23 protein-coding genes and 1 other annotated feature are annotated in these 24219 nt (G+C 37.3%); of the genes, 2 read left to right on the top strand and 21 right to left on the bottom strand.

Features of this window, described 5'->3' with window-relative positions:
• Positions 1 to 168: 168 nt before the first annotated feature.
• From A5821_RS12480 to A5821_RS12460, 5 genes are all read right to left on the bottom strand, one after another.
• Positions 169 to 1011, bottom strand: coding sequence for a metal ABC transporter permease (locus A5821_RS12480; RefSeq protein ID WP_010770369.1), 843 nt, complete (start codon positions 1009 to 1011; stop codon positions 169 to 171).
• On the bottom strand, positions 984 to 1664 hold the full coding sequence (locus tag A5821_RS12475) for a metal ABC transporter ATP-binding protein (RefSeq protein WP_010770368.1): 681 nt from the start codon (positions 1662 to 1664) through the stop codon (positions 984 to 986). The genes A5821_RS12480 and A5821_RS12475 overlap by 28 nt, the downstream gene beginning before the upstream one ends.
• A 77-nt stretch (positions 1665 to 1741) precedes the next feature.
• The gene (locus A5821_RS12470) at positions 1742 to 2710 is read right to left on the bottom strand and encodes a metal ABC transporter substrate-binding protein (protein WP_086314940.1); all 969 of its coding nucleotides are present in this window, start codon (positions 2708 to 2710) and stop codon (positions 1742 to 1744) included.
• Between the two features lie 178 nt (positions 2711 to 2888).
• Positions 2889 to 3740, bottom strand: a complete 852-nt coding sequence (gene ispE / locus A5821_RS12465) for a 4-(cytidine 5'-diphospho)-2-C-methyl-D-erythritol kinase (protein ID WP_086314938.1) — start codon at positions 3738 to 3740, stop codon at positions 2889 to 2891.
• Between the two features lie 206 nt (positions 3741 to 3946).
• Positions 3947 to 7648 (bottom strand): M6 family metalloprotease domain-containing protein, encoded by a 3702-nt coding sequence (locus A5821_RS12460; protein WP_339098705.1) that lies wholly within the window; start codon positions 7646 to 7648, stop codon positions 3947 to 3949.
• Positions 7649 to 8169: 521 nt separating this feature from the next.
• Here A5821_RS12460 and A5821_RS12455 point away from each other — a divergent pair.
• Entirely contained in the window at positions 8170 to 8889 is a 720-nt protein-coding gene (locus A5821_RS12455; RefSeq protein ID WP_086314934.1) for a beta/gamma crystallin-related protein, read from the top strand.
• 327 nt (positions 8890 to 9216) lie between these two features.
• On the opposite strand, the gene A5821_RS12450 is transcribed toward A5821_RS12455, so the two are convergent.
• From A5821_RS12450 to A5821_RS12435, 4 genes are read right to left on the bottom strand one after another with little or no spacing between them, the layout of a single operon-like run.
• Positions 9217 to 9594 (bottom strand): hypothetical protein, encoded by a 378-nt coding sequence (locus tag A5821_RS12450; RefSeq protein ID WP_086314932.1) that lies wholly within the window; start codon positions 9592 to 9594, stop codon positions 9217 to 9219.
• Between the two features lie 20 nt (positions 9595 to 9614).
• Positions 9615 to 10898: a hypothetical protein gene (locus A5821_RS12445; protein WP_170923036.1), complete on the bottom strand. Its 1284-nt coding sequence runs from the start codon at positions 10896 to 10898 to the stop codon at positions 9615 to 9617.
• Positions 10888 to 11274: a hypothetical protein gene (locus A5821_RS12440; RefSeq protein WP_139844062.1), complete on the bottom strand. Its 387-nt coding sequence runs from the start codon at positions 11272 to 11274 to the stop codon at positions 10888 to 10890. The genes A5821_RS12445 and A5821_RS12440 overlap by 11 nt, the downstream gene beginning before the upstream one ends.
• Positions 11274 to 11561 carry a TIGR04197 family type VII secretion effector gene (locus A5821_RS12435; protein ID WP_086314928.1) on the bottom strand — a complete coding sequence of 96 codons (288 nt, stop codon included), beginning with the start codon at positions 11559 to 11561 and terminating at the stop codon, positions 11274 to 11276. The genes A5821_RS12440 and A5821_RS12435 overlap by 1 nt, the downstream gene beginning before the upstream one ends.
• Positions 11562 to 12117: 556 nt before the next feature.
• On the opposite strand from A5821_RS12435, the gene A5821_RS12430 reads away from it, so the two are divergent.
• Positions 12118 to 13638, top strand: a complete 1521-nt coding sequence (locus A5821_RS12430; protein WP_086314926.1) for a lytic polysaccharide monooxygenase — start codon at positions 12118 to 12120, stop codon at positions 13636 to 13638.
• 81 nt (positions 13639 to 13719) lie between these two features.
• Here the strand turns inward: A5821_RS12430 and A5821_RS12425 are convergent, their stop codons facing one another.
• The 12 genes from A5821_RS12425 to radA all read right to left on the bottom strand — a co-directional run bounded on the left by A5821_RS12425 (position 13720) and on the right by radA (position 24188).
• On the bottom strand, positions 13720 to 13965 hold the full coding sequence (locus A5821_RS12425) for a Veg family protein (protein WP_010761984.1): 246 nt from the start codon (positions 13963 to 13965) through the stop codon (positions 13720 to 13722).
• 133 nt (positions 13966 to 14098) lie between these two features.
• Positions 14099 to 14659 (bottom strand): sigma-70 family RNA polymerase sigma factor, encoded by a 561-nt coding sequence (locus tag A5821_RS12420; RefSeq protein ID WP_086314924.1) that lies wholly within the window; start codon positions 14657 to 14659, stop codon positions 14099 to 14101.
• An 87-nt stretch (positions 14660 to 14746) separates the two neighbouring features.
• A complete protein-coding gene (locus A5821_RS12415; RefSeq protein WP_086314922.1) occupies positions 14747 to 15277 on the bottom strand; it encodes an NYN domain-containing protein in 531 nt (176 codons plus the stop codon).
• Positions 15278 to 15360: 83 nt separating this feature from the next.
• Positions 15361 to 16209 carry a 23S rRNA (guanosine(2251)-2'-O)-methyltransferase RlmB gene (rlmB, locus tag A5821_RS12410; protein WP_170923035.1) on the bottom strand — a complete coding sequence of 283 codons (849 nt, stop codon included), beginning with the start codon at positions 16207 to 16209 and terminating at the stop codon, positions 15361 to 15363.
• Positions 16190 to 16588 carry a Mini-ribonuclease 3 gene (locus A5821_RS12405; RefSeq protein ID WP_010770360.1) on the bottom strand — a complete coding sequence of 133 codons (399 nt, stop codon included), beginning with the start codon at positions 16586 to 16588 and terminating at the stop codon, positions 16190 to 16192. The genes rlmB and A5821_RS12405 overlap by 20 nt, the downstream gene beginning before the upstream one ends.
• Positions 16585 to 17997 carry a cysteine--tRNA ligase gene (cysS, locus tag A5821_RS12400; protein ID WP_086314918.1) on the bottom strand — a complete coding sequence of 471 codons (1413 nt, stop codon included), beginning with the start codon at positions 17995 to 17997 and terminating at the stop codon, positions 16585 to 16587. Before cysS ends, A5821_RS12405 begins: the two co-directional genes overlap by 4 nt.
• Positions 17981 to 18529 (bottom strand): serine O-acetyltransferase EpsC, encoded by a 549-nt coding sequence (gene epsC / locus A5821_RS12395; protein WP_086314916.1) that lies wholly within the window; start codon positions 18527 to 18529, stop codon positions 17981 to 17983. The genes cysS and epsC overlap by 17 nt, the downstream gene beginning before the upstream one ends.
• Positions 18530 to 18715: 186 nt before the next feature.
• Positions 18716 to 18916: a binding site (T-box leader), on the bottom strand.
• 1 nt (position 18917) lies between these two features.
• Positions 18918 to 20375 (bottom strand): glutamate--tRNA ligase, encoded by a 1458-nt coding sequence (gene gltX / locus A5821_RS12390; RefSeq protein WP_086314914.1) that lies wholly within the window; start codon positions 20373 to 20375, stop codon positions 18918 to 18920.
• A gap of 15 nt (positions 20376 to 20390) precedes the next feature.
• On the bottom strand, positions 20391 to 20864 hold the full coding sequence (gene ispF / locus A5821_RS12385; RefSeq protein ID WP_086314912.1) for a 2-C-methyl-D-erythritol 2,4-cyclodiphosphate synthase: 474 nt from the start codon (positions 20862 to 20864) through the stop codon (positions 20391 to 20393).
• 11 nt (positions 20865 to 20875) lie between these two features.
• Complete coding sequence (gene ispD / locus A5821_RS12380; RefSeq protein WP_086314910.1) at positions 20876 to 21601, bottom strand: 2-C-methyl-D-erythritol 4-phosphate cytidylyltransferase; 726 nt, start codon at positions 21599 to 21601, stop codon at positions 20876 to 20878.
• Positions 21588 to 22730, bottom strand: coding sequence for a PIN/TRAM domain-containing protein (locus A5821_RS12375; protein WP_086314908.1), 1143 nt, complete (start codon positions 22728 to 22730; stop codon positions 21588 to 21590). Before A5821_RS12375 ends, ispD begins: the two co-directional genes overlap by 14 nt.
• Before the next feature lie 87 nt (positions 22731 to 22817).
• On the bottom strand, positions 22818 to 24188 hold the full coding sequence (radA, locus tag A5821_RS12370; protein ID WP_086314906.1) for a DNA repair protein RadA: 1371 nt from the start codon (positions 24186 to 24188) through the stop codon (positions 22818 to 22820).
• Between the last annotated feature and the right edge of the window lie 31 nt (positions 24189 to 24219).

Raw genomic sequence — 24219 nt, 5'->3', positions numbered from 1 at the left:
GTAAAATAAATGATACTTCCTCATAATCTATCGTTCCCTATTATAGGGTGTTTTCCAAAAAAAATCGAGCATTTTTTGACAAAATTGAAAAATAGTTCGCAATTTAAGAAACAAAAAAGAAGATAAGAGAAAAAACTTTCGTTTTTCCCTTACCTTCAGCTAACTTATTTATGCTTTTCTTTCACTCATTTTTTTATTTCGTTGCATCGTTACAACTACTTTACGGACAATACTCACAAGAATAAATAAAGCGATAAAAATCAAGGTAATGCTGGCACTTGGCGGTGTTTCTAAATAATAAGATCCCGTCAGTCCTGTTAGCATGCCAATCAATCCCATGATCACACTAATAATAATCACCGTGTTAAATCCTTTACCGATCCGCATCCCGATTGCAGCTGGTAAGACCATGATTGCTGATATCAATAAGGCTCCAGCAATCGGAATCATCACCGCAATCGCTACACCTGTGATCACGTTAAACAACATCGACATCCAGTGAATCGGTAAGCCATCCACATGAGCCGTATCTTCATCAAACGTCAACACATACATTGGACGTTTAAATAAAACAAACAAAATCACTAATACCACAAACAACACAGCTAAAATAATGACTTGCTGCCATGTAATCGTCACGATTGAACCAAACAGATATGACTGGATACTGGCCGCTGAATTTCCGCCACTTAGATTCATCAGAACCAGAGCTAACGCCAGTCCTCCAGACATTAAAATCGCAATCGAAATTTCCGAGTACGTACTATAGATCATTCGTAGATATTCTAAAATAATTGCTGCAATGATCACCACGACAAGTGTCATGATATCTGGATTCCAATTTAAGAAAAATCCTAATGCAACTCCGGCGAGCGATACATGAGAAAGAGTATCCGCCATCAAAGATTGTCTTCTGATCACAAGAAACACACCTAACATCGGCGCAATCACTGAAATAAAAGTTGCTGCTAAAAAGGCTTTTCTCATGAACTCATATGAAAGCATCTCCACTGTGAATCCTCCTTCCGAACTAAACGAATTTGTCGATCGGCATACGCTTTGATATCTTCATGATCGTGGGTGATCATCAAAATCGCTTTGCCATGATCATGTGCATTATGCCGTAAAAGGCGATAAAATTCATTTCTAGACGTTTCATCCATCCCTGTTGTTGGCTCATCTAAAATAAATAAATCTGGGTCTGTCGCAAAAATACGAGCCAAACTGATACGTTGTTTCTGTCCACCAGACAGTTCACCGATCCGCTTATGACGCATCTCCCACATACCAACTGCTTTCAACGCTTTTTCTACGTGTTGATGATCTCGTTTCGTTAAAGGTTTAAACCAGCGATTACGCGGAAAACGCCCTGAGCGCACTAGCTCGATCACCGTACTTGGAAACCCTGCGTTAAATGATGCCACTTGCTGAGGAATATAGCCGATACTCAGCTTTTCACCTGTGGTATTTTCTTTTGCGATCGTGATTTCCCCTTTAGTTGGTTTTAATAACCCTAAAGTACTCTTGATCAACGTGGACTTCGCTGCACCATTTTCTCCTGTTAGAATCACAAATTCGCCAGGATCAACATAATATGAAACATCTTCTAAGACTGGCTCATCATCATAATAAAATGTGAGGTCTTTGACTTCTAGATAATGCATGACTCTACTCCTTCTTCTGCCTTATAAACTGCCTAAAATCGGGAGAAAAAACTAAATGTCTTTTATCCCGATTCGCTTTACTTAATACTTTTCTTCAATGCGTCAAGATTGGCTTTCATCACTGAAATATAATCTTCACCTTTATCTTGTTCTTTTTGGGTAATACTTTCTAACGGATTAAGGACCGCTAATTCCACACCTGTTTCACTTGCTAATGTTTCAGCAACTTTTGATGAAGCCGATGTTTCAAAATAAATAACTGAGACATTATGTTCTTTAATATATTTTTTCAACTCTGCTAAACGACTCGGTGACGGTTCTTGATCTGGTGAAATTCCTGCAATCGACTCTTGCGTCAAACCGTATTGTTTCGCTAAATAGCCAAACGCTGCATGCTGTGTCACAAACGTTTTGTTTTTAGCATTCGTAAAGGCTTCTTTATACTCTTTATCTAAATCCTTCAACTTCTCAAGATAAGCTGTAGCATTTTTCTCAAATGTTTCTTTTTTGTCTGGGTATTTTTTGACTAATGCATCGCGAATAGCTTCAACTTCCTTTTGAGCTAAAACGGGGTCTAACCAAACATGTGGATCTAATTCGTGATCGTGATCATGCTCATCATGGTCTGCTTCTTCCTCGTCATCGTCATGTTCATGAGCTGCACCTGCCATTAAATCGATTGAACCTGCTGCTTCCACTACAGTCACTTTTTTCTCATCAACGTTTTCCAAAACATCTTTGACCCACGTCTCTAATTCATGACTGTTGTACACAAATACATCTGCATCTGTGATTTTGGCGATATCTTTGGCACTTGGTTCATAGTCATGTGGTTCTGTTCCAGCTGGGATCAACAATTGAACATCTCCGGCATCACCGACAACATTTTTAGCAAAATCGTACATTGGGTAAAAAGTTGTCACGACTTTTATTGTATCACTTTTTCCAGATTTATCTTGCTCTTTTGTTTGTCCACAGGCCGTTAGTGTAAAAATCACTGCTGTTAAAAGGAGTCCTACAATATATTTCCAGCTATTTTTTCTCATATCATTTATCCCCATTTCGATTTATCTTATTCAAATCGTAATATTTACGATTTACTAGCAAGAACTAATTTACCAGAAGGAAAAGAGAACGTCAAGGGAAAACAGAAAAAATCTTTAGTGTTTCTTATTTTATAGAAAAATGAAGAGATGCCATTTTGGTCATCTCTTCATTTACAACTTATTTTAATGTCCTTACAATATACACTTCATCACAAAAACCTTTTAAGCCATTATAAATCCGCTGCGCTCGTGTCTGCTTCTCACATAATGCAAAGACTGTTGGACCACTGCCGCTCATTAGTGCTGCGTCTGCTCCGTATTTCATCATACGATCTTTGATTTGTTGGATCACTGGATGACGCTTGATCGTCACCCCTTCTAAAGCATTGCCGATTTTTTCTGCCATCAATCGATAGTCATCCGTTTCGATTGCTTGCTTCAACCCATGAATATCAGGATGATGAATACTGTTGAAAGATAAACTTCCAAAAATCGAACTCGTTGAAACACTCATTCTAGGTTTTACTAAAACGACCCAGCACTGCGGCATTGATGGTAAAAACTCGATTTTTTCCCCGCGTCCTGTGACAAATGCCGTTCCTCCATGAATACAGTAAGGAACATCTGACCCAATTTTACTACCCAATTCTGCAAGTTCTTCAAAAGACAAGTCTAAGTTCCATAAACGATTCAGACCTCTTAAAGCTGCTGCACAATCACTACTGCCGCCAGCTAATCCTGCTGCAACTGGTATTCTTTTTTCTATATAAATTCTAACTCCTTGCGTAAGACCAAACGTATTTTTCAGTAATTCTGCTGCTTGGTATACGTGATTCCTTCTATCTACTGGTAAAAAGGAGCTATCTGTTTCAATCACTATTTCATTTTCCGGCAACAACTCAAAGGTCAGTCTATCTGCTAAATCTACACTAGCCATGATCATCTCTAATTCATGATAACCATCTTGTCTTTTATAGAGAGCATCCAACCCCAAATTGATTTTTGCGGGCGCTTTTTCTATGATTTCCATTCTTTTCACCTATCTAATCCCATTACCTGACCAACTTCACAATCTTTTAAATTCTAACATATGTCGTTGGAGAAGTATAGATTATATGAAAAATCGTGCTATTTTATATATAATTTAGGAACCCCAAAATAAGATTACTGAAAAAAGATGCAACAGAATTCTATTTTATTTTTCTTGGACGTTACATCCCAATCCTGTAATTTTTATTAACTCTTTTTCAGGATAAATACAAATGGGCAGTTTCCACTAAGTTCTCTCAAGTTAAATCTGACATACATGTAGCTATCCTTTTCATAATAAATTGGAAGTCCCTTGTTGGTAACACTAGCGCTCCCTGTTCCTCCATTTTCAATATTAACTAAATTGGTGTTTCCTGCACTTTTTTCCAATGAATGCTCTTGGAAAAAATCTGCACTGATTCTGCCTTTTCCTTCATAATCTGGTACGCCTCTAAATCCCCATGAACCTCCTACATCATAATACCCTGTTTCTGGCACTTTTAATTTCAACCAACCTGATTCCTGGAATTGTTTAGACTCAACTAGATTATGATATGTTAGTTCTTCAAACGTATATTCTACCGCTTCTCCTGCTGTTTTTCCTAACGGCGAATTTGTTCGTTCTCTAACCTCATCTGTAAACTCTTTTGCGGCACCAGATACTTGTTCTACCAACGTTAAGTTGAATGCTCCATATGTTTTAAACTCCATATAATAGCTATCATTTTCTTTTGTTAACGTTACAACGTTTGGTGTCGACGTCTCTAGTTTATATTGTGGGGCAAGTGTCGGCACGACTTTATTTGTAATGTTTAATTTGTATTTTTTATTGAGCTTATAATAGGTTGTAACATTGGGAATAGCGCCTACTTCACTACTTAACGATAAGTTTTCAGCCACGGTTACTATTGGTCCGCCTTCTTTGTTAGATTTTTTCAAGATAAATATAAATGGACAGTTTCCACTAAGCTCTCTCAAGTTAAATCTGACATACATGTAGCTATCCTTTTCATAATAAATTGGAAGTCCCTTGTTGGTAACGCTAGCGCTCCCTGTTCCTCCATTTTCAATATTAACTAAATTGGTGTTTCCTGCACTTTTTTCCAATGAATGCTCTTGGAAAAAATCTGCACTGATTCTTCCTTTTCCTTCATAATCTGGTACGCCTCTAAATCCCCATGAGCCTCCTACATCATAATACCCTGTTTCTGGCACTTTCAATTTCAACCAACCTGATTCTTGGAATTGTTTAGACTCCACTAGATTATGATATGTTAGTTCTTCAAACGTGTATTCTACCGCTTCGCCTGCTGTTTTTCCTAATGGTGAGTTTGTTCGTTCTCTAACCTCATCTGTAAACTCTTTTGTGGCACCAGATACTTGTTCTACCAACGTTAACTTGAATGCACCATATGTTTTAAACTCCATATAATAGCTATCCTTTTCTTTTGTTAACGTTACAACGTTTGGTGTCGACGTCTCTAATTTATATTGTGGGGCAAGTGTCGGCACAACTTTATTTGTAATGTTTAATTTGTATTTTTTATTGAGCTTATAATAGGTTGAAACATTGGGAATGGCGCCTACTTCACTACTTAACGATAAGTTTTCGTCAACGGTTAATAGTGGTTTGCCTTCTTTGTTAGATTTTTTCAAGACAAATATATATGGACAGCTTCCACTAATTTCTCTGAAATTCAACTTCACATACATGTAACTGTCTTTCTCGTAATAAAGTGGAAGTCCACTATCTCTACCACTGCCACTGCCTATTCGACCATTCTCAATATTAGCTGTTAGTGTTTTCCCTGCACTCTTATTTAGTGTATGCTCTTGGAAAAACTCTGCACCTACTGTGCTTCTTCCTTCAAAATCTGGTACAGCTCTAAATCCCCATGAGCTTCCTACTTCATAATAACCCGTTTCCGGCACTTTTAATTTCAACCAACCTGATTCTTGGAATTGTTTAGATTCCACTAGATTACGATATGTTAGTTCTTCAAACGTGTATTCTACCGCTTCGCCTGCTGTTTTTCCTAATTTTGACTTAACAGTAACTTGTATTTCCGTTTTCACATTGAATTTCTCATTAATTGCACTAATTGTGACTGTACCGCTAGATTTTCCTACAAGCTTTCCTTCTTGGTTGATAGAAACAATCGAATCATCTGTGCTAGTCCATTTTATTTCTTTATCTGATGCATTTTCTGGTACTATCTTGGCCATTAGTTGTCTAGTGTCACCAACACTTATTTCCATATTTTGTGAATCTATAGAAATACTCTCAACAGGAACTATGGGCTCATTAAATGAAACAGTCATATTTCTATTTGAGTTACTTTCAATTGTGAGATCAAATTCACCAAACCCATCCGCTATTTTTGAAGATGGATTGGTATCTTTTGAAAGTTTGGTTGCTTGCTCCTTATTATGTGTATTGATCCCTACATAATAAAATGGATCGGCATTCCATACACCGCCACTCTCATAATAAGAATAACCTCTTGTGCTTTCATCTGCTTCTAACACTGTGACAAGTTGCTTCCCAGAGGTTTGATTTTGTGTATAATTTTTATTGATTCTATAAATAGCTATTCCTCCTGAATGAATCGCATTTCCGCGTTTCATTCCTTCGTCATAACCAGAAAGTTGTCTATTTTCAATCAAAAAATACTCTTTTTCGTCTGCTGAGTTTACTTTTAAGATTGTTGGTGTTCCCTCGTCTATCGACTGAACGAGTTTTCCTGATTGCGAAGTGGTTATTGTTTCAACAGCCATTCCTAATAATGATTTAGAATACGCATCTAAGCCAACTGGTGTTGTCCCACTCTCTTCACCGGGGCGTGCCCCCCAGCTACCAGAAGCCATTACACTAGTATAGCTTAAACCAGAACCTTTCTTTTCCGTTACTCCATTTTCATCTTTGAACCCAACATTATATAGATCAGGCAATCCTATATCATGGCCAAATTCATGCGCTATGATTCCCAAAGTGGCTTGTCTCGCCGCATGTTTCTCGCCAAATTGAGTATAGTAATCTAAAACAGTATCATCTAATTTTACTCGAAGAGAATTTAATGCCCAGCGGTGTCCCCAGACTGCCGGTTCTGAGACATTCCCATAAGACTGTTCTTGTCCTGCGACAATGACCATAAAATGAAGCTCATCTGTTTCTATTCGACCGTTTCCATTTGTATCATATTGTTTGTAATCAATATACTGATCTGCTTTTTCCAAAGCACTTCTTGTGATTTTTTGATTTTCAGTAATCAACTGTTGTCCTGTATTCGGGTGGTTCCCATCAAGGGGCAATCGAATGATTCCATCATCGGGACTGCCATTCGTTTCTCTTGCCGGCTCTATTCCAATGCCATTATTGGTGCTCGTTGAATAATAGTTTTTCAACGATGGGGCTGCTTCCCCAAAAACAAGTTTACTCCAGTCCTCATCAGAATATTTTAGTTTAACATCTTCAAATTCAACCAATAATACTAATAGATTATGGTCTTTCTTTTTACCACTTTTAACCTTTATTTCAGGTTCTTTTTGCTCTATTTCAAGTTCTTGTACATTTCTTTTTGATTGTAGTAACGTTTGCTCGTCTGCAGCATCATTTGGCTGGGTATCAATTCCAACTTTTGATTTAGACAGAGTTGTCGGGATCTGGGCATTTCTAGTATTGCTTTTTTGTAGATAATACCAAAACCCATCTTCTCCTTGTTCTAGACCAATCCCTCCTTCTGTCACAACATAATTAAAGTGCTCATCCCCTTTGGTTTGCGCTTTAAATGTTTCTCCAGATGGTTGTTTAAATGAGAATACTTCTGGATTTGCTGGAGAAGCATCCACCATTTGAGTCCCCATTATCATAGAACAAAATACCAAACAACTAAACAATTTCTTTTTCAAAATATAACCTCCTTTATGATATAAATTAATTATATCATAATTATATACCGTTAATACTAAACATTTATGATATTGATTATACAAAAGATATATATTTATTATATTCATATGTAATTATATGAATGGCTTTAAGAAAATAGAAGAATATGCACCATCTTTCTAAGCCAAAACCAACAGTTTTTGGGAATCATACATTTTAAAGAAACTGACACACTTTTTTATGTCAGCTCTATTATTGATAAAATTATGATTGTACTGTTTGATAGCCTAATATCCTGATTCTTCTTGATTGATTTTATTCGATCAATACTTTTAAGTTTTGATAGCACGTTAGAAAAACTATTACTTTTTTGATTGATAGACTACTTTCTCATTTTATTCGGTACATGATTTAAGCCAAAGTTACACAAATAGTGCAGCAAACCAAAAGTGAAGCTTTAAATATAAAAAAACTTTACCAATCTATTGTTTACATATTATTATCATTAAGTTATTATTAAATTACATAGAGGAGGTATCTTATGAAAAAAATATTACTAACATCCATTCTTCCATTAAGTTGTGTGATTGCATTGTCAGCAAGCTATAGCCTTGAGGTTGAAGCAGCATCAGCAAACGTAGGCGGTGTTACTTTCAGTAATGGAGGATACACAAATACCACAAATTTTTTGAACACGACTTGGATATATAATGGGAGTAAAGATAAGGATGGAAATGCTATTCGTCTTAAAAATGATTCGGCCACTACTGTAACCTTAAGTTCAAACACACGTGTTATTCTTACTGAAAATCAGAATTACAAGGGAAAGAGTATTACAATAGAAAGTCACGATGGGAAACCGATTTTACCACCCTTACCGCCAGCTTATCACTATAAAGTTTATAATTACCAGACAGTTAAAGACGGCAATGTCGGATTAAGTAATTATGGTTTTAGTAAAAAAACATCATCTATAATCGTAGAAGATTTAGGATCTGAACCAAAAGTGCCTGTCGTATACGAACATGATACATTTGGTGGTCGAAAACAAGAACTAAGTGCTAGAAACTATAGAAAAAAAGACCTTTCATTTGGTAATGATAGAATTTCAAGTATACGAGTTCCTGAAGGATACACTGTACAACTATTTGATGATGACAAATACAAGGATAGAAATTATATTTTTAAAGGTCCTATGCATGTACCATTTTTAGAAGGATTTAATGATAAAACATCATCTATGAAAGTTACTAAAAATTAATAACACATACAATCAGCAATTAAATAAACTTACTTGAAATTAATCCAACTTGAACTTTTTGGCAGACTCTTCTGTGTACTGCAGAAATAGTCTGCCCAATTTTGTTTCAATCTTTTTGTTATCAACCTCTACCCAAAACGAATGTTTTTGGGAATTAGACAATTAATAGAAACTGACTCAACGTGCTTGTGTCAGTTTCTAATCATTATATGTATGTATCACGAAAAAAGTGATCTAGCCGCTGCGCAAGATCACTTGTGATATCTCAATTAAACAGAAGAACCAATTTTTTTGAATGATCTGTTTCTAATTGAATAATTTGATTTATCAGTCTTCCGTATCTTCGATAATTCCGTTTGACTCTACATACGTTCTTTTGAAAGACATGTAATCCTTATAGGCTTCTTCGATTTTTTTTCTAGAAATTATCTCCCATTCACTTTTTAATCGATCACTGTGAGTTTGATAATCAGTTTTATTCAAATCTGAATCTACATCCATTTCTCCACCAAAACCAATAAAATCTTCTAAATTTTGGACAATTCCTGCTTCACCAGCAAAACATAATTCATAATCCGCATAAGTGAATTTAATATCTTTTTCTTTTAATTCATCAAAGGTAAAGCCTTCTATTAACATTTTTTCCAGATCTAATCCATCTTCATAATACACTTCTAATAATACATGCTTCATTCTAGTTTCCAAAATAATAAACTCCTTCTAATTTAATATTTATGCCCTCTGATTACATCCTTCAACCTAATTTTTCCTTTTCCGTCAGTTTCATAAGTTCCACGGATTCCACCTCTATTATTACCTGTCCCTTTGCCTTTAATATCAAAAGCACGTTCACCTTTTCGGTTTCCGGAAAGAGCGTGGTCATGTAATCCAGTTTTATCTCCTTTTGATAGTTTATCTAAGGCATTATCCAACGCTTTTTTCTGTTCTGGAGAAAGTTTTTTTATTTTTCTTTGTACGTCCTTAGGTATCTCAATTTCAACTTCGTCTGTATTTGCATCACTAAACGAAATAGACGGAGCATTATTCAGCGCTGTCAAAACACCAGCAGAAAGAATCGCCGTTCCTATACCTTTAACAACATTCTTTATATTTCCTAAACCTCCGAGGCCTGGTATAGCAATCGATGGATCAACAATTCCCTTTTTAACAGTCATTTCAATAAAACGATTAGCTGGTAATGAATCTCCGCACGTATTAATCGCTGCATACAATTCAGGAAAATCTTTCGGATTAAGATACTTTGATCCTTTTAAAATCATGTACTCATAGCCATTCCCGTTCTTTAACCGCATGACATCGTATCCGTTTAACAGCTCTTTTGCTGCTTTTATTTCAGCAGCTCTTTTTGATTCTAATGCTTTTTCACGTGCTTTCCAGCGATCATTGATCGGCTTTGCCCAGGACATATTTAATCTTCCTAAATCAAACGTTCCTGAAGCTGGATTCCACGCTTTACACTCTTTTACTTGTGCAAGACCCGCATTAAATTCTTGCTGACTCGCTTCATAATCTGAAAAGAAACTTGCTGATTGACCATCGTAGGCATGAAACTTTTCTAATTTTTCTCGACGTTTATCAATACTTTCACAGGCATTGATATATCTCCGTTCTAAGTCTGGTCGTGGTGTTTTAGCAGTACTCATTTGGTGGTCTAAACGCTGCTTTAACTGCTCAAACTGATTAATTTCTTCTAGGATCAAATCTTCATCCGTATCAATCCCACTTACTGTTCCTTGATATTCACTAAGAAACTTTTTATGTGCACTTTCCAACGCTTCACCAGTCATTATAGCAGATTGACACAACGGTGTATAAGCCACCATAAAATAACTTTTGGCTGAATCATAAGCTTTGCTAGATAGTGGTGCTGATAAAAATAACTGAATACTGGATTGTAATGAATTGATTGCTTGGTTCGCTTGATTGCTTAATTGTGACGCTTGTATAGATCGCGACTGTGCTTCGCTCACATAAAATTTAAGCCCCATTTTCTTTCTCCTCCGACTTCTTCCAAAACGCATGTTGCTCTGCTTTGAGTTTTTCTTCCTGATCAAACAAGCTGCGTTCGTCTTTTTTAAGCTGAAGGAGTTGTTCATCAAACTCTCGTTGGGCTTTTTTTGCAAGGTGAAGACTATCGTCTCCTCGTTCTTCAAAGAAAGATCGTTCCTCAGGATCACAATTTCCTAAGACAAAATCATAAGCTGCTTGCTCTTGTTGTTGTAGCTGGAAATATTCTTCTTGTAATTCTTCAAGGTAACGTTGCTCTTTTCTACTAGCTAACTGATCGTCCTGAAGTTGTTCAAGTCGGATTCTGAACTGATAGTTCTGCTGATCAAATTCTTTTTGTTCCTGAATTTCACTCATTATAGACCTCCAGGAAAGTTGAATTTTGTTAGCTGGGCAATCTTTTGATCTATTTGGTCAAACTCTTTTGCTACAGAATGAATATTATCACCAGCGGAAACCACACTAGTAGATAACCCTGCTAACCCTTGTTGAAAATTATTCAATGATTGGACTGCTGGGGCATTGCCTGAAACATTAGTACTAGACGCAGACACAGCAACACTGATACTATTTAAAGCACTAGCTGATTGACTAAATGAAGCTGAAATACCTCCTGCAATACTGGAATTACTATTAACGGTCATTGGGTCACTCCTTCTTTGATAAATACATTTCAGTTATATTTCATCACAATAAGGAAGTTATTCTTATCTAATTATTTATTTAATCGTATTTACTAACTAATATTTTTTAAGTGATCATTTACTCGTATAATTTACAATAAAAAAGTGATCTCACGGCAGCTGCACAAGATCACTTTTGACTATACTCTATTTTTACACGACAAGGGTAAAATAAACGAATTGATTCTATTAGCCTTTGTTCGATTAATCATTGTTTTTACTCTACATTACTTATAATTTTTACATACTTGACTTCAAATTCGTAACTTTTCGATAATTCCCAAAAACCGTCATTTTAGGTAACATTTTTGAACAAAAATGAGCTTCCTATTTATCCTGAGCATAAAAAAACATTTGTTATTCAACCATATTTTGATAAGTAAGGACGATTTTGGCTTATTATACAGAAAAATAATGACATTTTTGAATGAATAATCATAAAAATTCGCGCTATACTCTTTTTATTCTCATGACGGTGAGAATAAATATAAACTACTTTATTATAGGAGGAATAAGTATGAAAAAAAATGTATTAGGTGTTACTTTAGCTGCGTCGATTATTCTAGGCGGATTAGGAATGTTCACTTCTCAAGATGCTTCTGCCCATGGTTATATCTCAAGTCCGCCATCCAGAGCTTATTATGGAGCACTTGAAAAAAATACGATTGGCTATCAAGCCGCACAGCAAAAATATGGAGCGGTCATAAACGAACCGCAAAGTTTGGAAACTGGAAAAGGTTTTTCAAAAGATTTCGGGATCAATTTATTCTCATGGGAAACTGGCGCCTCAGGAAACGGACCTGCTGATGGAAAAATTGTTTCTGCCAATGATGCACTAGGTAGTCAGCTTAGTGTTCAAAAAGATAATTATTGGAAGATGAATGACATAAATTCTGGTAAATTGAACATTACTTGGAATTATACGGCGACTCACGCAACAAGCCGCTGGACTTATTACATCACAAAAAATGGCTGGAATCCAAATAGCCCCATTAAACGTAGCGATCTCCAGTTAATCTCAAATGTGCCATTTACAGGAGCACAAGCAAATACTAACTTAACACACACTATAGATATTCCAGCAGATCACACAGGCTATCATGTTATTTTGGGTGTTTGGGATGTTAGCAACACAGGTGCTGCGTTCTATCAAGCAGTCGATGTAAATATCAAAAATGGGGCTGAAACAACACCTCCAAAACCAGAAAAAGCACCAACAGCACCAACAAATGTGAAAACAACCGACGTAACAACTAAGGCTGCAACATTAACGTGGACAAAAGTAGATAGCGCACAAGAATATAACGTTTATAGAAACAATAATAAAATAGCTACTACCTCAGCAAATAAGATTACTGACGAACAGTTACAAGAAAATACAAACTACAGTTATCAAATTGAAGCAGTAGGGACAAATGGTCTTTTATCTGAAAAATCTACTCCAGTAAACGTATTAACGAAATCGTCTGAACAAAAAGACACTCAGAATCCCACAGTACCTACAGGTATCCACTCAATGGAAACAACAACTTCATCTGTAGATTTAATGTGGACAAAATCTGATCACTTTTTAGGGGTCAAAAATTATGAAGTGTTCCGTGATGGTAAAAAAATCGTAACTACTGGAAATACGCACTTCAAAGACACAGGACTAAAAGCTGATACAACTTACACTTATACAATTAAAGCTTATAGCTTAGGTGGAAATGTTTCACCACTTAGTCAAGCTTTCACTGTTACAACTAAAAAAGAAGAAGTTATCTCTGGAAAAACAACTTGGGATAAAACAAAAGTCTACAATTCGGGGGATGTCGTTTTCTACAACGGATTGAAATATCAAGCAAAATGGTGGACTCAAAATGAAAAACCTGAAGAATCAGACGCTTGGAAATCACTTTCTCCAACGGCTGTGGAATGGAATTCTAAAAAAGCTTACACTGCAGGTGAACGTGTAACTTTCCAAGGTAAAACATACAAAGCAAAATGGTGGACCAAAGGAGCTCAGCCATCCACTTCAAATGTTTGGGAATTAGTGTAAAGAATCCACTCAATATTATATAAATAAAAAATAGAGCTAAAGCGTTTACGCTTTGGCTCTATTTTTAAAATCAATAATTTTTTAGACTGCTTCACTGACAAATTCAATCTCTACTGTGCGGGTTAGCACATCCGAATAACTATAAGAAACTCGTTCAAATGAGTTTTCATCTGGATCTAAATCTACAACGAAGACAGATGGATACGTTTCTGTCAAAATACCGTTACGTTCAGTTTGACGCTTTCTGCCGGTCTGAGCAACTAATGTGATTTTGCTGCCGATACGACATTCTAGATCTTTTTTAATGGAAGCTAAAGTTGTTGGCATTGCATTCACCTCAAATCCCATTTTACCACATATTAATAAAAATAACAAGTTTACCATAGCAGAAAATGAAATGCAACTAATTATATTTTATAAATGGATAATTATTTAATGTGAAAAATGACAAATTTCTCATTTAATCATAAATAATGGCTCTAAGTTTCTTTTTGGCTCGGTCATAAGCACTTCGAACAGTAATTTCTCGGCTATCTGTGTCTCTGGCAATCTCTTCTAATTCTTTGCCATTCATGTATTCCTCAAATGTAGTTCGTTCAAAAGGGGATAAAATGGTCGGCAGTTGCTCTAATTTCTCCCTTATGATCATCTGCTCTAACGCATCTGTATCTTCCACACTTATGTAGTCGAAAAATGCCTCTCCCTGTTTTTCTATTTTTTGATCTAAAGAGATGGACTGCGTATCAATCGTCCGTTTAAGCGCACATTGTTTTCTGACCAAACTGCGAATATGATTTTCAAAATTTGACCTAAAAAATTTTCCGATAGAGACATTATGCACTTCTTCATATTTTTCTAATGAGCGATGAAAAATGATCCGACCTTCCTGCAACCAATCTTCTCGATCAAAATCCTTCAGGTAATACTTTTTTTGAAACTTATACACGACAGGATGATATTTCCGATACAAACGGTCAAATACTACTGGGTCTCCCTTTAAAACATCTTCATACTTATTCATCAACAACATTCTCCTTCCAAGCATTCTACCAAAATGCTTGAAAAAATCGTACCACTTTTTTTTGAATAACTAGAAGTAAATATGCAATTAATCTTTCTTTTTGGACAATTCGTCCAATTTATCGGACAATTTTGATAATTGCTCTATATTCCATGGAGAATTTCGTCGAAAATCTTGAAAATGAATATCTGTTGCATGAATTGCAATTGTTCGCTCCGTTTTCTGAACATTTTTATACAACTCATTCGCTGATGCTCGTAACGCTCCTTTTGAAAAAACTAGCCATTGTTCCGCCAGATCACTCGTTGCTACTGTGACTTGAGTCAATCGATCATTTTTCTCTCCTGCAATCCGCTCAATATAACTATCTGCAGTCTCTTCTTCTTTCGTGAAAACGACTGTTAAGCGATATTTCTTATACGTTTGCTGAATGCCTGGAACCAACTGCGCATCAAATACAGCAATGACTTCTAAATCTTCATATTTGGCATAATTAGATAAACGTTGCAATAAAACTTCTCTAGCATCTTCAAGTTTATTTTGATTCTTCAACTGAACCAATTCAGGCCAAGATCCGATCATATTATAACCATCAACGATCAACAACTGTTTTTTCACTTTATTTGTCACCTTCTTTATAATGATGCTGAGATAGAAACTTACATTCACAGTTGCTTCTATCTCGCCATTAAACTAAGTATCTAAAGAGGATTGCGTCCGCGATACACTTCATACATCAACAAGCCTGCTGCAACACCAGCATTCAAGCTTTGAACATGTCCACTCATTGGAATCGTCAATAATTCATCGACTTCTTTGTGAAGTCCTTGGCTCATACCACGACCTTCATTACCAATGATCAAAGCGATAGCTCCTTGGGTATTCCATTTGCGATAGTCCGTGCCTTTCATATCTGTTCCGAAAATCCAAAAACTATTTTCTTTCAGTGTTGCAATGCTTTGGGCTAAATTCGTGACACGTGCAATTGGAATATACTCAACTGCACCAGTCGAAGCTTTTGTCACAACTGGCGTAATTCCTACCGCGCGGTGTTTTGGAATGATGATGCCATCCACACCTGTTGCATCTGCAGTTCTCAAGATCGAACCAAAATTATGCGGATCTTCTAAACTATCTAAAATCAAGAAAAATGGTGTCTCTGTCTTTTCTTTTGTCCGATCAAGTAATTCGTCTAGCGTCAAGTATTCATAAGCTGTAATCGCCAGTACGATCCCCTGATGCACACCATGGTTGGTCATTGTATCTAGTTTTTGCTTTGGTACCCATTTTACTGGAACAGCATTTTCTTTTGCCAGTAACTTTAGGTGTTCAACTTTCTCACTTTTACTATCTTCTTGAAGAAATAACTTGTTTCCTCGCCCTTGTTGAATCGCCTCAATCGTTGCGTGGTTCCCAAAAACAAAGTTATCTTCGATCTCTTCTTGTGAGACTTCACGCTCTTTTTTGATTGTTTCTTTTTTAAACGGCTGATTTTTTTGTGATTTGTTCCCCTTGAAGGGACGCTTTTTATCATTTCTCATTTTTTTCACCTACTTTTTTTATACACCAATCGATCAATTCTTCCAAACGCTCGGTTTGTTTGGTTAAATGCAGATACCCCATCAACGATTCAAAGCCAGTCGCAATTCGATACGTTGTGATGTCAGCATTTTTAGCCGACGTGTGGCTTTTCGCATTGCGGCCGCGCTTGTACATTAACTCTTCATTTTCTGAAAGTAATTGCTCTTCTAACATTTCTTGTATCAAAAAGGCTTGGGCCTTAGCTGATACATAGTGCGTTGCCATACGGTGCAATATATTAGGTTTGGTTTGTCCTTGCTCCACTAAGTAGTCACGGATATAAATCTCATAAATCGCATCTCCTACATACGCCAAAGCTAAACCATTTAACTGAGTATAATCTCTCATTCACTTCTTCTCCATCTAGTTCCTTGGGCTGTGTCTTCCAAGGTTATTCCTTTGTCTTTTAATAAGTCACGGATTTCATCACTGCGGGCAAAATCTCGGTTTGCACGTGCTTGGTTACGTTCTTCGATCAACTGGTCGATATCATCATCTAATAGCTCTTCTGATAAAAAGAAAATACCGAAAATACTTAACCATTGCGCGAACTGTTCTAGCGCTTTTTCGATTACTACAGTTGATACAGCTTCTTGTTCACTATATTGATTCAACCACTTAGCCATTTCGTAGACTACCGTGATTCCATTTGCTGCATTAAAGTCATCATCCATTTCAGTCGTAAAACGTGTTTCTAAGTCAGCTAATTCTTTTAGCTTTTGACCGTCTTCTTCTAGTTCTGCTACTGCGTCAGCTGTTCTAAATGACAAGTTTTCAAATGCATTTTTTAATTTTTGTAAATTGACACCTGCTTCTTTCATCGTTGTTTCACTATAACGAATGGGACGGCGATATTGTGTAGTCGCCATGAAGAAACGTAGCACCTGAGGGTCGACTTGTTTTACTAACTCATGAACCGTGACAAAATTCCCTAGCGATTTACTCATTTTTTCATCGTCTTCGCCAATTGTGACAAAGCCATTGTGCATCCAGTAATTAGCGAATGTCTTACCTGTTTTTGCTTCGCTTTGAGCAATTTCATTTTCATGATGAGGAAATTCTAAGTCTTGACCGCCACCATGAATATCAATTGTATCACCTAAATGTTTCGTTGCCATAACAGAACACTCAATGTGCCAGCCCGGACGGCCAGCTCCCCACGGAGAATCCCAAAAAATCTCGCCTTCTTTAGCCCCTTTCCATAAGGCAAAATCTAACGGATCTTCTTTCAGTTCTTTTTCTACACCGGTACGTTGGCTCGCTCCGACTTCTAATTCATCGATTGATTGGTGACTAAGTTTTCCATAGCCTTCAAATTTGCGTGTTCGATAATAAACATCCCCTTGTGACTCATAAGCATAGCCTTTGTCGATCAATGCTTGGATAAAGGTCAAAATATCCGGCATATGATCCATTACTCGAGGATGAAGAGTTGCTGGTTTAACATTCAAAACATTGGTGTCTTCTTCAAATGCATGGATAAAACGATCCGCAACTTCTGGTGCTGTAATACCCAATTCTTTAGCAGCTCGAATGATTTTATCATCGACATCCGTAAAGTTTGACACATAATTGACTTCATATCCGCGATATTCTAAGTAACGTCTGATCGTATCAAACGCCATTGAACTACGAGCATTACCAATGTGAATATAGTTATAAACAGTCGGTCCGCAGACATACATCCGAACTTTCCCTTCCTCGATCGGCTGAAATTCTTCTTTTTCTCTCGTTAATGTATTATAAATTTGAATCATACGCTACCTCCAATTTTTCTCCTTTGATTCTGACCACTTTTGCTGGAATTCCTACAGCTGTTGCATCGTCTGGTATATCTGTTAAAACAACAGCTGCTGCTCCGATTTTAGCCCGTTCACCAATTGTGACAGGCCCCAATATTTGCGCATGTGCATGGATCATCGCCCCTTTTTTGACGGTTGGATGACGTTTCCCTGTGTCCTTCCCTGTACCGCCTAAGGTCACTCCATGAAATAACACGACATCCTCTTCGATTTCTGCTGTTTGACCAATCACAACGCCCATTCCGTGATCGATAAAAACACCTGACGCAATCGTTGCACCGGGATGGATCTCGATCCCTGTTAAAAATCGCCAAAACTGAGCGTGGATTTTCGCTAATAAAAACAAACGATGTCGATATAAAAAATGGGAAAAACGATGCCAAAACAACGCATGCAACCCTGGATATGTAAGCAATGCTTCCAACGTTGAGCGCGCTGCTGGATCATTGTTTTTGACTGCTCTAACAGCTCTTTTTAACCAACTCATATTCTTGCTCCTCTCATTCGATTTTAGATATAAAGTTGTAGCTGGATCATTCAGGTCTGATAGAAAAATAGAAACTAAGTTTAGGACGTTTTTGGGCACAGGCCTATTTTAGCTTTTTCCAAAGAACTTAGCCTAATAAAGCTAGATAATAAAAAAATAAACGCCTTTTAAACGAAATAACTTCGTTTAAAAGACGCTTATGCGTGGTTCCACTTTTTTTCACAGGTCTCCCTGCCTCAAAACAGATAACGGTTGTTGGCCGTTTTCAGCTACGTATCGCCGAAACTATTCAAAGATGCATTTCAAAAAGTGCTGACAACTGTTTTCACCATCCACAGTCTCTCTAAAGACATACGCTTTTTTACTTCTTCTTCTCTACATATTTCTATTATAAAACGTTATTTAAATGATCTAAGGCTTTTTCTTTTCCTAAAAGTTCGATCGTATCGCCTAATTCTGGTCCATGCATTTGTCCTGAAACAGCGACACGAATCGGCATGAATAAGTTTTTACCTTTAACCCCTGTTTCTTGTTGAACAGCTTTGATCCCCGCTTTAATACTTGGAACATCAACGACGTCCATCGCTTCTAATTGCGCTTTGAAAGCAGCTAAAACAGTAGGAACGGTTTCGCCAGCTAGTACTTCTTTTGCTGCATCATCTAAGACTGGATGTTCATTGAAGAACAATTCAGATACATTGACAATTTCTGCAGCATAGCTCATTTGTGGTTGGTATAAGCTAACAACTTTTTTCAACCACTCTAATTTTTCACTGCTTGGTTGAGCTTCGACTTTGCCTTCAGCTACTAAGTAAGGAAGACACATATCTGTTAAAACATCTAAATCTAATTGTTTCATATATTGATTATTGACCCATTCAAGTTTCTTCCCATCAAAAGCTGCTGGTGATTTGCTTAAACGTTCTGGATCAAAGATTTTGATCAATTCTTCTTGGGAGAAGATTTCTTCTTCTCCAACAGGTGACCAACCTAGTAAGGCTGTGAAGTTGAACATAGCTTCTGGTAAATAACCAAGTTCACGGTATTGTTCGATAAATTGTAAAATCGATTCGTCACGTTTACTTAATTTTTTCCCTGTTTCTGAGTTGATGATCAACGTCATATGACCAAATTCTGGTGCTTTCCAACCAAATGCTTCATACACCATCAATTGTTTTGGCGTATTCGCAATGTGATCATCCCCACGTAAAACATGTGTGATTTTCATCATATGGTCATCTACTGCTACAGCAAAATTGTAAGTCGGCATACCATCACGTTTTTGAATAACAAAATCGCCGCCGATATTATCTGATTCAAAAACGATTTCACCTTTGACCATATCTTCAAATGTGTAAGAAGTATTTCTCGGTACACGGAAACGAATGACTGGTTTAAGTCCTTGCGCTTCTTTTTCTGCTTGTTCAGAAGGTGACAAATCGGCACATTTCCCTGAATAATGAGGCATTTCACTGCGAGAACGTTGTGCTTCTCTTTCAGCTTCCAACTCTTCTTCAGTACAATAACATTTATAGGCACGATTGCTTACTAACAATTGATCGATCAATGGTTGGTAAATTTCGCCACGTTCAGATTGGCGGTAAGGACCGTACTCACCTGGTTTTTCAGGAGACTCATCCCAATCCATGCCTAGCCATGCTAAGTTTTCTAGTTGGCTTTTTTCACCATCTTCAATATTTCTTTTTTGGTCTGTATCTTCAATACGGATAATAAAATCACCATCATTATGACGGGCAAATAAGTAATTGAATAAAGCTGTTCTTGCATTTCCGATGTGCAGATGTCCAGTTGGACTTGGTGCGTAACGTACACGTACTTTTGTCATTGTGCATTCCTCTTTCTATTTATCAAGTAAAGCGACCGCGATCGCTCCCATACCTTCTTCTTGACCGATAAAACCCATTTTTTCCATCGTTGTTGCTTTCAAATTGATTTGATTCGTTTCAATTTGACACGCTTTCGCGATGTTTTCTTTCATTGATTCCAAATAAGGTTTCATTTTTGGTTGTTCTGCTAAAATTGTACAATCAATATTGCCAATAGTAAAGCCGTCAGCCAAAATTTTTTGATTTGCTTCATATAATAATTTCATTGAATCCGCATCTTTAAATCTTGGATCTGTATCAGGAAATAAATGACCGATATCTCCAAGTCCTGCAGCACCTAAAATGGCATCTGTGATTGCATGCAGCAATACATCTGCATCTGAGTGTCCTAACAAGCCTTTCTCAAAAGGAAGCTCAACACCACCGATGATCAATTTACGTCCTTCTACCAATTGATGAACATCAAATCCTTGTCCAATTCGTATCATAATTTTTTCACCTAGCTTCTTTTTCGTTTCACGATTGCTTCGCCGATCAACATATCTTCTGGGGTCGTCAATTTGATATTTTCATAACTTCCTAACACCATCGAGACTGGTAAGTCACTATATTTTTCGATCAACGATGCATCGTCTGTTCCTAAATAACCTTCTTGTTGTGCACAAGCATGTACCGAAAGTAAGTCAGTCCCGTAAAAAGCTTGCGGCGTTTGAATTTGCCATAATGTTTCACGTGGAACTGTTTCTTGAACGATTCCATCGATCACACGTTTGATTGTATCTTTGACTGGAACACCTAAAATTGCCGCTCTCGTTTCTTGTACCTTTCGATGTAACAATTTCAATTGTGTCAAGTTAACAAAAGGTCTTGCACCATCATGGACCATCACGATATTCCTTGGATCGAGTAATGCTTTCAACCCATTGTAGACACTGTATTGCCGTTCACAACCACCAGAGACGATCGTGATTGGACATCTTTTTTTCTTTGTTTCTTTTTTGACCATCGCCGCTATTAAATCTTGTTCATTTTCTTGTGTGACCAAGACAATGTGCTTGCACGCAGGATCATTTAAAAATGTATTTAATGAATAAGAAATAACTGGTTTGCCGATTAAATGCAATAAAATCTTATTCCGACTGGCGCCCATTCTCTTACCTTGTCCAGCAGCCAACAATATGACTTCATAATCCAGCGCTTTGTTTCTATTTTTAGCTTCTTTCATTGGCTTTGTGTTCTTCTTTACTGTCGTCGATACCGCGTCCTGAGTGAGCAGGCTTCGCAAAAATCATCCGACCAGCTGCAGTTTGTAGCGCACTGGTAACAACTACCTGAATGTGTTCATTCATGTAATGCTGTCCATCTTCGACTACGACCATTGTACCGTCATCTAAATAAGCCACACCTTGCTGACGTTCTGTCCCTGCTTTTACCACCATCACATTCATGGTCTCACCTGGAATCACGACAGGTTTTACAGCATTAGCCAACGCATTGATATTCAAGACAGGAACATTTTGGAATTCAGAAACTTTGTTTAGATTATAGTCATTTGTAACAACGACACCATCCAACAACTTCGCTAATTTGATCAACTTACTGTCGACTTCTGAAATATCTTCAAAATCGCCATCGTACATCTCCACAGAGATGCCATCTTCTTTTTGTAACGCATTTAAAATGTCTAATCCACGACGTCCACGGACACGCTTTAAGCTATCTCCAGAATCTGCAATATACTGCAGTTCATACAGAACAAAATTAGGAATTAAAATAACACCTTCTAAAAATCCCGTTTTAGCAATGTCATAGATTCTCCCATCGATAATTACACTAGTATCCAAAATTTTATATTTATGGAAATGATCTTCCACTTTGCGTTCTAGAACTTCTCCATCATTTTCAGATTGAACTTTCTTTTGTCGCGGTGTAAAAATTTTACGCCACTCATCGATTCGTGTCGTCCCCATACGGAAACCAAGATAGCCAAAAATGATCATGACCAAAATCGGTAAGACACTATTTACAAACGGAATATTCAAATTATACATTGGGATCGAAATAATCACACCAATGATCAGACCAATGATTGCGCCCACGCTCCCGAATAAAAGATAAGTCAAACTCATTTCGTTTAATGCTGCTTCTATTTTTTTAACACCTGAAACAATATACTTTGCTAACCCTAACGATAAAATAAAGAAAATAAGTGCACCAATCAAACTGTTAGTAAAGTTGTTGTTCAGCCATGTGTTATCTGCCTGTTTCGCCATGTCCCAAGCCATCGGTAACAGTGAAATACCTAAACTTGCGCCAACGACGACCATCAGCAATGTGATGACACGTTTTTGCATAGATTCATCCTCCAATATAGTCATACTTATTTAAAGGCTGAAGGAGAGACCGATCAAACGTTATTCTGTCGATCTCTAGTCCTCATCCTATTTGAATACTTTTCTCAGTGTTTCCCCGATTGTCGCAACGCCGACAATCTCGATGCCCTCTGGCGGGGTCCAACCACCTAAATTGTTCTTCGGTAAATAAATTTTGGTAAAGCCAAGCTTTTGTGCTTCACGTACTCGCTGTTCGATACTATTCACACGCCGAATTTCACCAGTCAAACCAATTTCACCAATAAAACATTCTGTTGGTTTTGTACCATTTTCTTTGTAGCTTGAAGCAATGCTTACAGCCACTGCTAAATCGATCGCTGGTTCGTTGATCTTCACGCCACCTGCAGCTTTTAAATAGGCATCTTGATTTTGTAATAGTAATCCAGCACGTTTCTCTAAAACGGCCATGATCAAAGATACTCGGTTAAAATCAAGTCCTGTTGTTGTTCGTTTTGCATTACCAAACATAGTTGGTGTCACTAACGCCTGCACTTCAACTAAAATCGGGCGTGTTCCTTCCATCGCTACCACAATGGCTGAACCTGTTGCATCAGCTAATCGCTCTTCTAAAAATACTTGTGAAGGATTCGCGACTTCTTCCAGTCCATGCTCCCGCATTTCAAAAATACCGATCTCATTAGTGGACCCAAAACGATTTTTCACCGCTCTCAAGATTCTAAATGTATGATGTTTGTCTCCTTCAAAATACAACACCGTATCTACCATATGTTCAAGCATACGTGGTCCTGCAATTGAACCTTCTTTGGTCACATGACCAACGATAAAAATCGCAATCCCATTTGTTTTAGCTATTTTCAATAATTCAGCAGTCGTTTCCCGTACCTGACTCACACTGCCAGCAACACTGGTCACATCAGGTTGTGTCATCGTTTGGATAGAGTCGATGATCACATAATCAGGTTCTAACTTTTCGATTGCTTTGGAGATTTCATTCATATCTGTTTCAGCGTACAAATAAAATTCTGTATCGATCGAGCTTAAACGTTCAGCACGCATTTTGATTTGTTCGGCGCTTTCTTCTCCAGAAACATATAAGACTTTGCCGCCGATCTCAGCTAGTTGTTGTGAGACTTGTAATAGCAGCGTTGATTTCCCGATACCAGGATCTCCGCCGATCAAAACAAGTGACCCAGGAACCACGCCACCGCCTAAGACACGATTCAGTTCTACCAGCTTCGTCTTAACTCTAGGTTCTTTTTTCGGCACGACTTCCGCTAAACGTTGGGGCTGTGTTTTTTTACCAGTTAAGCTGACCCTGACACGGCGATCTGTTGTATCTTGAATAATTTCTTCTGTCATTGTGTTCCATTGCCCGCAATTCGGACAACGACCTAAATATTTAGGGGAGATATACCCGCACGTTTGACACTCAAATTGAACTTTTGCTTTTTTTGCCATATGCTATCCCCTCGTTTTGATGTATTCTTTA

Source organism: Enterococcus sp. 7F3_DIV0205 (genome assembly GCF_002141365.2).
In the GTDB taxonomy this organism is placed as follows: domain Bacteria; phylum Bacillota; class Bacilli; order Lactobacillales; family Enterococcaceae; genus Enterococcus_L; species Enterococcus_L palustris.
This window is presented reverse-complemented; position numbering and strand designations above follow the sequence as displayed.